The 12790-nt window shown below is 66.3% G+C and carries 12 protein-coding genes; 4 read left to right on the top strand and 8 right to left on the bottom strand.

The genetic code is table 11. The features are described from left to right. Positions 1 to 351: 351 nt before the first annotated feature. Positions 352 to 1266: a helix-turn-helix domain-containing protein gene (locus tag HW466_RS06395; RefSeq protein WP_151006308.1), complete on the top strand. Its 915-nt coding sequence runs from the start codon at positions 352 to 354 to the stop codon at positions 1264 to 1266. Positions 1267 to 1324: 58 nt separating this feature from the next. Here HW466_RS06395 and HW466_RS06390 read toward each other — a convergent pair whose 3' ends face one another. Beyond that, complete coding sequence (locus tag HW466_RS06390; protein WP_239005904.1) at positions 1325 to 2311, bottom strand: MBL fold metallo-hydrolase; 987 nt, start codon at positions 2309 to 2311, stop codon at positions 1325 to 1327. A 421-nt stretch (positions 2312 to 2732) separates the two neighbouring features. Here HW466_RS06390 and HW466_RS06385 point away from each other — a divergent pair, with 421 nt between their 5' ends. Then, on the top strand, positions 2733 to 2876 hold the full coding sequence (locus HW466_RS06385; RefSeq protein WP_174905745.1) for a hypothetical protein: 144 nt from the start codon (positions 2733 to 2735) through the stop codon (positions 2874 to 2876). 25 nt (positions 2877 to 2901) lie between these two features. On the opposite strand, the gene HW466_RS06380 is transcribed toward HW466_RS06385, so the two are convergent. The 4 genes from HW466_RS06380 to HW466_RS06365 form a co-directional block, all read right to left on the bottom strand. Next, the gene (locus HW466_RS06380; protein ID WP_151006796.1) at positions 2902 to 3771 is read right to left on the bottom strand and encodes a fumarylacetoacetate hydrolase family protein; all 870 of its coding nucleotides are present in this window, start codon (positions 3769 to 3771) and stop codon (positions 2902 to 2904) included. A gap of 126 nt (positions 3772 to 3897) precedes the next feature. Continuing rightward, on the bottom strand, positions 3898 to 5226 hold the full coding sequence (gene glcF, locus HW466_RS06375; protein WP_151006795.1) for a glycolate oxidase subunit GlcF: 1329 nt from the start codon (positions 5224 to 5226) through the stop codon (positions 3898 to 3900). A 1-nt stretch (position 5227) separates the two neighbouring features. Then, entirely contained in the window at positions 5228 to 6454 is a 1227-nt protein-coding gene (gene glcE, locus HW466_RS06370; RefSeq protein ID WP_176316071.1) for a glycolate oxidase subunit GlcE, read from the bottom strand. A 9-nt stretch (positions 6455 to 6463) separates the two neighbouring features. Continuing rightward, entirely contained in the window at positions 6464 to 7951 is a 1488-nt protein-coding gene (locus HW466_RS06365) for an FAD-linked oxidase C-terminal domain-containing protein (RefSeq protein ID WP_151004028.1), read from the bottom strand. A gap of 269 nt (positions 7952 to 8220) precedes the next feature. Between HW466_RS06365 and HW466_RS06360 the strand changes: the two genes are divergently transcribed. Beyond that, positions 8221 to 9096, top strand: coding sequence for an alpha/beta fold hydrolase (locus HW466_RS06360; protein WP_151004022.1), 876 nt, complete (start codon positions 8221 to 8223; stop codon positions 9094 to 9096). A gap of 283 nt (positions 9097 to 9379) precedes the next feature. On the opposite strand, the gene HW466_RS06355 is transcribed toward HW466_RS06360, so the two are convergent. Next, entirely contained in the window at positions 9380 to 9661 is a 282-nt protein-coding gene (locus tag HW466_RS06355; protein WP_151004020.1) for a YciI family protein, read from the bottom strand. Positions 9662 to 9774: 113 nt separating this feature from the next. Continuing rightward, a complete protein-coding gene (locus HW466_RS06350; protein ID WP_151004018.1) occupies positions 9775 to 10566 on the bottom strand; it encodes an alpha/beta fold hydrolase in 792 nt (263 codons plus the stop codon). A gap of 335 nt (positions 10567 to 10901) precedes the next feature. On the opposite strand from HW466_RS06350, the gene HW466_RS06345 reads away from it, so the two are divergent. After that, positions 10902 to 11771: a helix-turn-helix domain-containing protein gene (locus HW466_RS06345; RefSeq protein WP_170296644.1), complete on the top strand. Its 870-nt coding sequence runs from the start codon at positions 10902 to 10904 to the stop codon at positions 11769 to 11771. A 51-nt stretch (positions 11772 to 11822) separates the two neighbouring features. On the opposite strand, the gene HW466_RS06340 is transcribed toward HW466_RS06345, so the two are convergent. Next, entirely contained in the window at positions 11823 to 12755 is a 933-nt protein-coding gene (locus HW466_RS06340; protein ID WP_151004015.1) for a fumarylacetoacetate hydrolase family protein, read from the bottom strand. Positions 12756 to 12790 lie beyond the last annotated feature (35 nt).

Genomic DNA, 12790 nt, shown 5'->3' with positions numbered 1-12790 from the left:
GGGAATGCGTACCAGGCCAGCGCTTCCGGCTGGCCGCAACGTCTCAAAATGTGGAGCGAGTGTGAACGCCGTATGAACAGAAATCTTGAAGGAAAATGCGCTGGCCGCCTTCGAACCGGCGCGCCGGCAAGTGTACGCCACGCGGTCGTCAACCTGGCAATAGTGACCAGATGGTGACCACGGCGGCGCATTCGCGTGTCCCCTCGAGGCGCGCGCGGTGCGGATTGGTTAATCGAAAGCATTCCGTCAGGAAGTAGCCGTCTATTCAAATTAAGTTGGGCCGGTTGAGTACACCGTATAAGCTTGGCGTAAAGGTGTTCGTGCGCTGCTCTCATCGAAGGACGCTCCATCATGACGAATCCTCTCGCCGCGCCCGCCGCGACGCCGCCGAAAGACACGCTCGGTTGCCTTTCGAGCATGCTATCCAAGGACGCCGAACGCTCGGTCGGCGGGCTCACGCTCCATCGCAAATGCATGCGCGACGAGCACTTCGAGCACATCGAGATGGAGGGCAACAATCGTGGCTTCCTGATCGGTGTGTCGCTCAACGGAGGGCACCGGCGCACGATCTACGGCGGCACCGGCCAATCCCGTTCCGAATGGCAGTTCCAGCACGACTCGGTCTACATTCGCGACTTCTCTCGGAATTTCCGTGCCGACCTGTACGGCAAGTTTGACTTCTTGCTGGTCGAGCTGTCACACGCGTATCTCGACGGCCTGGGCCGTGAGCACGACGGCAGCGGAATCGGCGGCCTGACCTGCGCGCCCGACGTACAGGACGCGGCGCTGGGCCATCTCGCGCACGCCGTGGCCGACAGCCTCGACGAGTCGGGCGCGCTGAACGCGCTGTTCGTCGAGCAGATGGGGCTCGCGATCAGCACGCATGTCGCGCGCCGATACGGCAACCCGGACGCGCGCGACCTGCGGCACAAGGGCCTGCTGTCGCCAGCGAAGGCGGCGCGCGCGAAAGAGCTCCTGATGGAGAGGGTCGATCTCGGCGTGTCGATCAAGGAGGTCGCGAACGAATGCGATCTGTCGCGCGGCTATTTCATTCGTGCGTTCACGCGAACGACGGGACGCACGCCGCATCAATGGCTGCTCGAACAGCGCGTGATCCGCGCCCGGCAACTGATCGAGACGACCTACATGTCGCTCGCGGAAATCGCGGCCGAGTGCGGCTTCGCCGACCAGAGCCACCTGAACCGCGTGTTCGCGCGAATCGTCGGCCGTCCGCCCGGCGCCTGGCGGCGCGAACTTACGCGCTGACACTGACGCGGCCGCGCGCCGCCGCTACTCGCGCGTCACGGCGCACCTTGCCCGTCGTTCACTTGAGCGGCGTCGCGTCGTAATTGACCGGCACCCAGTCGTACCGGTCCGCGTCCCTGCGCAAATGCCCGAGCCCCGGGAACGCGATGTGTGCAGCGCCGACGAGGTAACGCTTGTCCGCGACACGCTTGAACGTCTCGCGCCGGCTGCGGCGCGCCGCGTCGGCATCGCTGTCGTACTGGACGGTCGCGTCCGGGTCCGGCAACTGGATCGCCGCGACGTGCACGATGTCACCCCAGGCAAGCAACCCGGCGTTGCCGCTCTCGATCAGGTAGGCCGTATGGCCCGGTGTATGGCCGGGCATCGGCACCGCACGGATGCCGGGCGCGAGCATCGCCGCGCCGCGAAACGTCGTGAAGCGCCCGGCCGCGATGTACGGCGCGACCGACGCGGCGGCCGCATCGAAGAACGACGAGAGGAACGCCGGCGCCTGTGCCTTGTTGTCCAAGTTGAGCCAGTAGTTCGCCTCGATCTCGTTCACGCGCACGGTCGCGTTCGGGAAGGTCATCTTGCCGTTCGTCACGATACCGCCGACATGATCCTTGTGCAGGTGCGTGAGCAGCACCTCGTCGATCTGCTCCGGCGCATAGCCGGCCGCACGCAGGTTCGCGAGCAGCTTGCCGCAGCAATCGCCGTACAGCACGCCGGCGCCGGTATCGACGAGAATACGCTTCGTGCCAGTATCGACCAGGAACGCGTTGATCGACCCCTGCACCGGCGGCTCGAGAAACTCGCGATCGAGATCGCGCCGGATTGCTTCCTTCGAGATATCCCGGAAGACTGTGTCGATCGGAAACGCATGCGTGCCGTCGGACAGCGCGACGATTTGCAGGTCGCCGAGCTTCTGTCGATAGAAGCCGGGGGCCTGGTTGCCGCCGCCCGGCTCGCCGGCGAACGCAACCGATGCGAGTATACCGACGCACCACGCGACGAGCAGCATGCGGCACGGGCGCACCGCACGCTCGTGCCAAGTCAGGTTCTTCATGTCGGTTCCCCCAGTTGCGTATCGACGTTGCGCGCCGGCTCGCTGATCCGGCCGGCGAGGCGCGCGTAACGCAGAGCTTACCGGTAAGGTTCGCAATAATCCTGTGCCGCACATGAATCCTTCTGAAGGCCGGGCCGGGCTGCAACGGCACCAGCCCGGATTCAGGCGATCAGGTCGAGCGCGCGCTGCGCGTCGATCAATGCGTTGCAAAGCCCCACGGTCGGCTGCGCGCCGCTGACGTTCGACATCCCAACGCGCGTCGGCACTTCCCGAGCAAGGAAGCACTGATCGATTGCGTCGTCTACGAGATCTATACGTGGAATTCCGATTGGGAAAACTGAGCGAATACGACCTCGCCACTCCGGCGACCAAGGCCCAGCGCAATGCAGAAATCGAACTGGTCTGAAGTGACGGAATTACTTTGCACTACGTCTACGGACTGCCGGTGCCCGACGATCTCGACGCCGAAATAGAACGGCTGATCGACGCGTTCCTGCACGGCACGCCCGCCGCGCCGAAGCAGCACGGGTCGGACGCGACCGCCCGGCGCCGCCGGCGCACGTGAGCCGACGGCGGACCGCACGCGTTCGTCATGCGGCGCGCTGCACCGCCGCCGGCGCGACCGGATTGCGCAACACGCCGAGCCGCTCAATCTCGACTTCGCACACGTCGCCGGCCTTCATCCAGAGCTGTGGTTCGCGTGCCATCCCGATCCCGGCCGGCGTGCCGGTGACGATTACGTCGCCGGCCTGCAGCGTCATCACTTCGCTCAGCAGCACCACCAGCGTCTCGACGTCGAAAATCATGTCCGACGTCGACGCCTCTTGCACCACCGTGCCGTTCAGGCGCGTCTGGATCCCCAGCCCCCTGCAGCCGCGCGGCAGTTCGTCGGCCGTGACGAACCACGGCCCGAAGGCCCCTGTCCCGTCGAAGTTTTTGCCCATCGTCCACTGCGGCGTACGGAACTGGTAATCGCGCAGCGTCGCGTCGTTGAACAGCGAATAGCCGACAACGTGATCGAGGGCATGCTCGCGCGCGATGTCGCGCCCACCCTTGCCGATCACCGCCACCAGCTCGCCCTCGTAGTCGAGCTGCGACGATTGCGCGGGCAGCGCGATCGGGTCGCCGTGGCCGATCAGGCTCGACGCGAACCGGGCAAACACGGTCGGATAGGTCTGCTTTTCAAAGCCGGTCTCGGTCGAGTGATCGACGTAGTTCAAGCCTACGCAGATGATCTTGTGTGGCCGCCCAAACGGCGGTAGCAGGCGCACCGCATCGAGATCGACCGCCACTCCCCGCGCGAGCCGCGCGCCCACGTCGGCAAGATCGGCGCCCTGCGCGACGAGCGCATCCAGGTCGCCAGGATAGGTGGTGTCCGCGGCGCTCAGCCCGGACCAATGCCCGTTGTGCTCCACGGCCAAGCCGCGACGTCCGTCCTGTTCATATGCAGCAAATCGCATGGCACGCTCCTTGTTCGACGCCTGGGACGGCGTTTGATTACTCGTGAATTTCCTCGTCGCGCAGGCCTCCGCCGGTAGCGGCGGTGCGCACACCTACCTACCCACCTACCTACCTGCCTGCCCGCATCAAGCCACGGCGCGCTTGAGGCGCACCGCGTCGCTGTCGCGCAGCGCGTCGGGTACCGGGCCGCCGGTCGCCCAGTCGAGCAGTTGCACGGTGTGCACGAAGGGAATGCCGACCGCACCGGCCAGCTGCGTCATACAGCCGATGTTGCCGGCCGCCGCGATGTCCGAGACAGTCGCGCGGATCGCCGCGACCTTGCGCTGTTTCAGTTCGCCTGCGATCTCCGGCTGCAGCAAGTTATAGACACCTGCCGAGCCGCAACACATAAAGTTGTCCGCCGGCTGGACAACTTCAAATCCCGCGTCGCGCAGCAGGTCGAGCGGCTGATGCACGATCCGCTGGCCGTGCTGCATCGAGCACGCGGCGTGATAGACGACTCGCAGCCCCTGCCGGATGACCGGCGTCTGCAGGCCTAGCTGCGCGATGAATTCGGTGATGTCCTTCGCGAGCGCGCTCACGCGCGCCGCCTTGTCCCGCCACGCGGGATCGAGCCGCAGCGCGTGACCGTAGGCTTTCAGCGACGTCCCGCATCCGGACGTATTGACGATGATTGCGTCGAGCCCCGCCGGCCCGTCGGCCTCGCGCAGCCACGCGTCGATGTTCGACTTCACCAGCGGCAGCGCCTGCGCCTCGCGCCCCATGTGCTCGGCGGGTGCGCCGCAGCACCCGGCCCCGCGCGCGATCACGACCTCGACGCCGTGGCGCTGCAACAGCCGGATCGTCGCTTCGTTGATCGCCGGATCGAGCACCGTCTGCACGCAGCCGTTCAGCAAGCTGACTCGGGCGCGCCGCAGCCCCTGCGCGGGAAACACCTGCGCGCGATCGACCGGGCTCTGAGCGGGCAACGGTGTCGCAGGCGCCATCTCCAGCATCGCGCGCAGCGTGCCGCCGAAGGCCGACCGCAGCGGCCGGAACAGCCGGCCGGCGACCAGCGCGACGCGAAACAGCCGCCGGCTCGGAATCAGTGTGATGAGCGCGCGACGGATCGTGCGTTGCAGCGGCGGCCGGCGGTAATGGGTCTCGACGTATTCGCGGCCGTGCGCGATCAGCTTCGAATACTGGACATCCGACGGGCAGATCGCCTCGCATGCGAGACACGTCAGGCAGCGATCGAGGTGCGCGACCGTCTTCGGGTCCGGCGCGCCGCCCGATTCGTACATGTTGCGCATCAGCACGATGCGCCCGCGCGGGCTGTCGTTCTCGTCGTGACGGACCTGATAGGTCGGGCAATGCGACAGGCACGTGCCGCAATGCACGCAGGCGCGGATGATGTCGTTCGACAATGCGATGCCAGGGTCGGCCAGTGCCGCGTCGCCAATGCGGGTTCTCATTTCACGCTGCTCCGGTGTCGAGGGGGGCGAGCCGACCCGGGTTGAATACGCGGTTCGGGTCGAACATCGTGCGCACGCGTTCGCCGAGCGCGCGCAGGTTAGCCTGACGCGGATGAAACGCGCCGACCGTGCGCCGCAGTGCCGCCGGCGCGCGCAGCAGGCACGCGTGCCCGCCGGCCGCCGCGACGGCCTGCCGCAGCGCGGCCGCCTGTGCCGCGACGGCGGCCGCGTCGGTACGCGCGAAGACGACGCTGCCGCCCCAGTCGTAGATCGCGTCGCCGCCCACCGCCGCGACCACGCGCGCGGCCTGCGTGCCGGGCAGCATCAGGCGCCAGATGCATGCGTCGCGATCGTCCGCGAACGCCTGCAGGTCGCGCAACGCGCGCCAAAACGCGCGGCTCGCGTCGCCGCCGATCGTGCGGATCGCCAGCGAACGGCCGACCCGCTGCGCGAGTTCCGCCGCGCGCGCCGCGACCGATGCGGCGGGGCCTTCCAGCCGCAGCGCCGTCGTCGGCGCGGCCGACGGATCGCGCCGTACGCCGCCGACATGCGCGGCGCCGCTGACCTCGAACGGCAGGCGCAACGCGTCGGCGAGCAGGCCGGTCGCCGCGCCGTCGTCGAGCCCGTCTACCAGCAGCGTGCATTCGTCCGGCCATGCGGGCTGCAGCTTCAGCGTGACGGCCGTCAGTGCGGCCAGCGTGCCGAACGACCCCGTCAGCAGGCGCGGCACGTCGTAGCCAGTCACGTTCTTCACGGTGCGGCCGCCGGCCTTGAACGTCTCGCCGCGGCCGCTCACGCCTTCCACGCCTAGCACCGCGTCGCGCACCGCGCCCGACAGCACACGTCGCGGCCCGGCCAGGTTGCACGCGACGATCCCGCCGATCGTGCCGCGCGCCGGTGCGCCGCCGAACAGCGCGCCGTAGTCCGGCGGTTCGAACGCGAGCTGCTGCCGATGCTCGGCCAGCGCTGCGCGCACCACCTCGATCGGCGTGCCCGCACGCACCTTGATCACAAGTTCCTCGGGTTCGTAGAAGTCAATGCCGGACAGGCCTGACAGATCGAGCAGCGTGTGCGCGTGCACCGGCTCGCCGAACCCACGCTTGGTGCCGCCGCCGACCAGCTCGAACGTGCGGCCGTGGCGGTTCGCGTCGGCGACGGCGTCGACGAGCTCCGCCGCGTCACGCGGGCTGACGCGCGGTTGAGTCGTGCGATCGTCGGTCACGTGCATGATGGCCTCCTAGAAGCGCGGGACATTGGCGAACCGCAGGTTGCCGTCGCGGATCCGCAGACGGCCTAGTTCGACACACCGGCACGGCGTCGGAAACACTTTGCCCGGGTTGAGCAGTTCGCCGGGATCGAACGCGCATTTGAGCCGCTGCTGCAGCTCGAGATCGTTCGGCTCGAACTGGTACGGCATCAGGTCGCGCTTCTCGACGCCGATCCCGTGTTCGCCGCTCAGCACGCCGCCGAGATCGACGCACGCGCGCAGGATATCGGCGCCGAACGCTTCGGCCTTCTCGAGATCGCCGGGTTTCGCGGAGTCGAACAGCACCATCGGATGCAGGTTGCCGTCGCCCGCATGAAAGCAGTTCGCATAGTCGAGCCCGTGCTGTTTCGACAGGCGGTCGATGCGGTCCAGGATTTCGGCGAGCTGCCGGCGCGGAATCGTGCCATCCGTCACGTAGATGTCGCGCGCCACCTTGCCCATCGCGCCGAACGCTAGCTTGCGCGCGCGCCACAGCTGCTCGCGCTCGGCCTCGGTCCGGCTGATCCGCAGGTCCACCACGCCGGCTTCGCGCGCGATGCGCTCGACCTCGGTCACCAGTGCGTTGACTTCGCTTTCGATGCCGTCCAGTTCGCACAGCAGCAGCGCCTCGACGCCCGGCGGCGGCAGTTCGCCGAGCAGCGACGCGACCGCGCCGATGACCTTGCGGTCGACGAATTCGAGCCCGGCCGGCACGATGCCATGACCAATGATCGCGCCGACGCAGCGGCTCGCCCGCTCGACGTCGGCGAAGCCGAGCGAGAGAACGCGCGCGAGCGGCGGCTCCGGCGTCAGGCGCACGACGATCGCGGTCACAACCGCGAGGAGCCCCTCAGAGCCGATCAGCGCACCGCACAGGTCAAACTCGCCGTCAGCACCGCCGACGAACGCGCCGCCCAGCGTGATCACCTCGCCCGTCATCAGCACGATTTCCATGCCGGTGACGTGATTCGACGTGACGCCGTATTTCAGGCAATGCACGCCGCCCGAGTTCTCGGCGACGTTGCCGCCGATCGTCGAGATCGCCTGGCTCGACGGGTCCGGCATGTAGCAGAGCCCGAGCGAGCGCACGGCCTCGGTTACGCGCACGTTCTGCACGCCCGGCTGCACGCGCGCGATGCGGTTCGCCGCGTCGACTTCCAGGATCCGGTTCATCCTCGCGGTGCCGAGCAGCACGGCGTCCTCGAGCGGCAACGCGCCGCCAGACAGCGATGTCCCCGAGCCGCGCGGCACGACCTTCATCCGCGCCGCATGGCAATAGGCGAGCACGCGACTCACCTGTTCGGTCGTTTCCGGCAGCACGACCAGCAGCGGCAACGCGCTGTAGGCGGTCAGCCCGTCGCACTCGTACGGGCGCCGCTCCGCTTCGCTGTCGAGCACCCACTCGGCGCCGACAATCGCACGCAGGTCGCGGGCAATCGCCGCGCGCTGCGCGACGACGGTCGAATCGACATCTGGCATCTTCACGTTCAGGCTCCTTCGCCGCTTGGGCAAATCGCGGTCACGCGGCGGGAAGCCGTATGCGGCACGATTCACGACTCGCCATTCACGCGACGAATTAAAGGATGCCGACCGCGCGGCCACAACTTAAATGTTATGAAGCACGGCAGGCCGGCTGACGGTGTATGCAGACGAATTCAGAACAATTTATCCGGCACGCCGCGAGCGTCGCCTATCCTCGAAAGGCCTTTGCGCCTGCCGCGCAGGCTGAACCGAATAGGGATCCTCATATGACCACCGCCATGCGTTCGATCACCCATCACACCGTCACCGCGAACGGCATCCGCCAGCACTACATCGATGCCGGCAGCGGGTCCGTCGTCGTGCTGCTGCACGGTTTCCCGGAAACCAGCTTCGCGTGGCGCTTCCAGATCCCCGCGCTGGCGCAGCGCTACCGCGTGATCGCGCCCGATCTGCGCGGCTACGGAGAGACTGACAAGCCGGCCGCCGGCTACGACAAGCGCAACATGGCGCGCGACATCGCCGGGCTGCTCGACACGCTCGGCATCGGCCGCGTCGCGCTCGTCGGACACGATCGTGGTGCACGCGTCGCGACGCGGTTCTCGAAAGACTTCCCCGAACGCGTCGACCGTCTCGTCGTGATGGACAATGTGCCAACGCGCATCGTCGCGCAGAACATGACCGCGCAAACGGCGCGCGCGTACTGGTTCTTCCTGTTTCACCAGGTGCCGGATCTGCCCGAGGCGTTGATCGCCGGCAAGGAAGCCGAGTGGCTGAGCCACTTCTTCTCCGACTGGTGCTACAACCCGCACGCGATCTCCGGCGACGCGTTCGACACGTACGTGCGGGCCTATCGACGCCCAGGCGCGGTGCGCGGCGCACTGGCCGACTATCGAGCAAACGCGGAGGACGTGAAGCAGGATCTCGTCGACGCGGACGTCAGGATCGCGTGCCCGACCATGGCCATCTGGGGCGAGGATTTCTATGCGGTCGGCAAGATGTTCGACATGAAATCTGTGTGGGAAGGCATGGCGACGAACCTGCGTGCCGAACCGATTGCGCAGTGCGGGCATCTGCCTCAGGAGGAACAGCCGGAGCGCGTGAACGCGCTGCTGCTCGACTTCCTGAAGCACTGGGAAGGCTGAATTGCCGTGCGCCGGTTCATCCGGAGAAAATCATCATGCGCGACGTTTCCAGTCCGCTGGCGGTCGTCATCGGCGGATCGGTGGGCGGGCTGCTTACGGCGCCCGCACTGCGGGCGGCCGGATGGCACACGCGTCATCCCGTCGATCGAGGCATCCGCGGACTGCCCGTGCGAATCCACACCCGACGCACGCCAACGGGTGAAGCTACGCTCCCGCTCGCCGCCTTTCCTGGTCTCCGCTCACGAACGCGCCCCCCGGGGCCGACGAATCGTGCAAAGGTGCCTCAGTGCTCATCTGCCCGGTTCAGGAAAAATCGGATCTCGACCGTCTTCCAGATGCCTTCCGTGTTGAACGGATCGTCTAGCACGAGTCGCCGCACGGCTTCGATGTCGTCTGCGTCATAGAGGAACAGACTCCCGCCCACCGAGCCGTCCGGATCGATGAGCGGCCCGGCAATTCGGGCCTTCAACGGCGAAGCGAGCAACCGCGCCTTGTGCGCGGCAAAGTGGGTCTGACGACGCTCCGCCATACCTTGATGATCGAGGCAGTAGACGACAAAAAGCATGTTCTTTCCTTATTTGCAAAATCCCGTATTTGCTTCGGGTTCCTTTATTTAAATCAAAAATCCGATGAACTCATGAACGGAGACCTTCCGTCAGAGCGCGCGCATCGACGCGATCAGCGACCGTAGCGAAGCAGGAAATCCCGCAGCTTCGGATTGACGTCGCGAGCGTGAGTCAGATTCGGCGTGTGCCCGGCCCCGGCCACACCTACCATGCCCTTGGAGTTCGGCAACGCTTTCGCAAGCGCGTCGCCGCAACGCAGCGGAATGGCTGCATCGGCTATACCATGGACGACGATCGACGCATGTGTGATCTCCGCGAGCCGCGGTGTGATGTCGTCGCGCGACGTCAGCGCATCGACCGGGTATTCGAAGTGGTCGCGAGGGATCTTCAGCCACTTCTCGATCCACGCCGATGCGGGATAATCGGCGCCAAGCAGGAACCCGGCGAGGTGCCGGGCAACGTTCGCCGCACCATTTCGTGCCCACTCCGCCTTGAGTTCCTCGAACGATGCGATCACCGGCGCATCGTCGAGATCGCTGCGCGTCGCGATCAGTGCGAGCGCGCGGAACCGGGCGGGTTCGAGCAGCGCTGCACGCATCGACACGAAGCCGCCTTGCGACATCCCGACCAGCGAAGCCGTCGCGATTTCAAGGTGATCAAGCAGCGCGATCAGGTCGCGGGCCGAATCCCAGTAGCTGAACGCGCGGTCGATCGGCCCCGTCGCACCGAAGCCGCGCTGATCCCAGACGACACACCGGAACGTGTCGTCCAGTGCGTCGACGTTCGGGCGAAACATGTCGCCGTCCATCAGGAACCCGTGACTGAAAACGACCACCGGCGCGTCCTTCGGGCCGGACTCTTCATATGCGAAACGGATACCTTCGCGCTCAAACCAAGCTTTCATCCTCAGCCTCTCGTCAACTCGGACCAGTCGGGGCAGCGCCGTGCGGCCCGCTCGCTCCACACTCTATCTTTCGTGCGGCGCCGGCGATGGTCGTTTGAAGCGACGGCTTACCGGATCGTCCATTTTTTTAAGGTGAGGCATTGCGATGCGTTGCGCTCGCCACCTCTGCGATCTTCTCCGGATTGACGGGCCGCCGTGCATTTGATTTAGTAGATGGCTTGTGCGGGCGTTCAGGCGACGCCGCTTGATCGCGACGGTGCCACCGTTTACATCGAAGCGGAACGGGCGAATCCTGCGACGTCGCGCCAGCCGCGGCGATACCGGAGATGGTTGAAATGGTGCAGGCAGCAATGGAATCGGAAAAGCCGGTCTGGATTCTGCAAGGCGAGTTTGGCCGTGCCACGGTAAACTTCATCAGCCGGCCGCTGGTCGCGCATGCGCATTCGCAGTACCAGTTCCTGTTCAAACTCGGCGGGAGCGACTGCGAGTTCCGGATCGGCGCCGAGGCATGCACGCTCAGCGCCGACGCCGCGATCTGCCTGAATCCATGGGTCGAACACGCAAAGTGCGCAAACAAGGACACGCCGTCGCTAATCCTGTCGCTCGTGATCGAAACGCCCTGGCTGCGCAAACGGCTTGGCCTGGCGGACGGCGGCCCGGCCGATATCTTCCCGCGCAAGCTGGTCGTCGTGACCCCGGACGTACAGCATCACGTCGATCGTCTGGCGGCCGCCATCACGAATCATCTGGTTGCGCAGGATGCGGGCTGCCTGCCGATTCTCGAGGATCTCGTCACGGCGCTCGGGCGCGATTTTGCCGATCCGGAGCTGACCACGCGCATCGCACCGTCTACGCGCCCGGTCGACTTCAGAATCCGGAAAGCGCTCGACTTCATCAAGCGCGCACCGTCCGCGAACATGACGGTCACGCACGTCGCCTCGGAAGTCGGGCTGTCGAGGTCGCGCTTTTTCGAGCAGTTCCGGCGCTGCATGGGCATCTCGCCGCAGCACTTCATCGACTGGGTGCGAATGTCGCACGCCATCCGGCTGCTCGCGGAGAGCGACCGGCCACTCGCCGATATCGCGGACGAACTCGGCTTCGAGGAACACAGCCACTTCACCCGCTTCTTTGCGCAGCACATGGGCGTGCCGCCGAGCGATTTTCGCCGGCATTCCGTCACGCTCGATCTCGAGCGATTCGACTGACCGGCGCGGCCGGTCTGCCGCATGCGCGCGATTGCGCACATGCGATACCGGTCAGGCCAGCAGGTCGGTCGGATCGGCAATCACCGGATTGGCCAGCACGCCCAGTCCGTCGATCTCGATCTCGACCCAGTCGCCCGGACGCATGTGCACGAGGCCCGGCGTCGGGAACGGTCCGTACTGGCGCGTCAGGTCGTTGCCTTCCACATCGTCCGGTTCGGGCTTCAGCGCGCCCGGCGTCCCCATCGCGATCAGGTCGCCGGGGCGCAACCGGTAGCCGCGACTCAGATAGCTGACCGTGCGCGCGACGTCGACGAGCATGTCGTCGAGGGGCGCGCGCTGCCGCACGACGCCGTTGATTCGCGTGAGCACGGTATGCTTCGCTGGGTTGCCGAATTCATCCGCGGTCATTAGCCACGGACCGTAAGCCCCCGACGCCTCGAAGCATTTCCCGAGGCCGAACTGCCGGTTGTGCACCTGGTATTCGCGCACCGAGCCCTCGTTCAGGCACGTGTAGCCGGCGACGTATTCCAGCGCGCGCTCGACGGGAATGTAGCGCCCCTGCTTGCCGATGATCACGCCGAGCTCGCCCTCGTAATCGAATGCGCGCGCAACCGATTCCCGCGGCGCGACGATCGGCTCGCCCGCGCCGACATACGACGCGGCCGTGCGCAGGAACAGGTGCGGATAGTCGGGATTCGTTTGCAGACCGGTCTCGGCGATGTGGCTCTTGAAGTTCAGCGCAAGCGCCCACATCGCGTTGGGCCGGCCGAGGAACGGCTTCAGCGTCACGGACGCGAGCAACCGGGTGCCGGTCCGGCCGGCGGCCGATGCGCGCAGACGGTCGAGCCCGTCGTCCATCTCGAGGATCTCGATGAGATCCGCCGGCAAGTCCGGCGCGATCTCCGCGACCGGGATGAACTGAGTATCGCTGGTGACGACGCCGAGCGCTTGAGTGCCCGCGTCCGAATAAGCAATAATTTTCATGGTTGAGCGTGATTCCGCTGGTTGCGAGGAAGATG

The organism is Burkholderia territorii, assembly GCF_902833055.1.
GTDB classification, from domain to species: Bacteria; Pseudomonadota; Gammaproteobacteria; order Burkholderiales; family Burkholderiaceae; genus Burkholderia; species Burkholderia territorii.
The sequence above is the reverse complement of the archived record's forward strand: the minus strand, read 5'-3'. Positions and strand labels throughout refer to the sequence as shown.

What these genes read in the sequence shown, in the direction of transcription:
- HW466_RS06395 (WP_151006308.1), top strand. Translation starts at nt 352, where the DNA reads ATGACGAATCCTCTCGCCGCGCCCGCCGCGACGCCGCCGAAAGACACG.
- glcE (WP_176316071.1), bottom strand. Translation starts at nt 6,454, where the DNA reads ATGCACGTGACCGACGATCGCACGACTCAACCGCGCGTCAGCCCGCGT.
- HW466_RS06350 (WP_151004018.1), bottom strand. Translation starts at nt 10,566, where the DNA reads ATGAAAGCTTGGTTTGAGCGCGAAGGTATCCGTTTCGCATATGAAGAG.
- HW466_RS06355 (WP_151004020.1), bottom strand. Translation starts at nt 9,661, where the DNA reads ATGCTTTTTGTCGTCTACTGCCTCGATCATCAAGGTATGGCGGAGCGT.
- HW466_RS06380 (WP_151006796.1), bottom strand. Translation starts at nt 3,771, where the DNA reads ATGCGATTTGCTGCATATGAACAGGACGGACGTCGCGGCTTGGCCGTG.
- glcF (WP_151006795.1), bottom strand. Translation starts at nt 5,226, where the DNA reads ATGAGAACCCGCATTGGCGACGCGGCACTGGCCGACCCTGGCATCGCA.
- HW466_RS06345 (WP_170296644.1), top strand. Translation starts at nt 10,902, where the DNA reads ATGGTGCAGGCAGCAATGGAATCGGAAAAGCCGGTCTGGATTCTGCAA.
- HW466_RS06340 (WP_151004015.1), bottom strand. Translation starts at nt 12,755, where the DNA reads ATGAAAATTATTGCTTATTCGGACGCGGGCACTCAAGCGCTCGGCGTC.
- HW466_RS06365 (WP_151004028.1), bottom strand. Translation starts at nt 7,951, where the DNA reads ATGCCAGATGTCGATTCGACCGTCGTCGCGCAGCGCGCGGCGATTGCC.
- HW466_RS06390 (WP_239005904.1), bottom strand. Translation starts at nt 2,311, where the DNA reads ATGAAGAACCTGACTTGGCACGAGCGTGCGGTGCGCCCGTGCCGCATG.
- HW466_RS06360 (WP_151004022.1), top strand. Translation starts at nt 8,221, where the DNA reads ATGACCACCGCCATGCGTTCGATCACCCATCACACCGTCACCGCGAAC.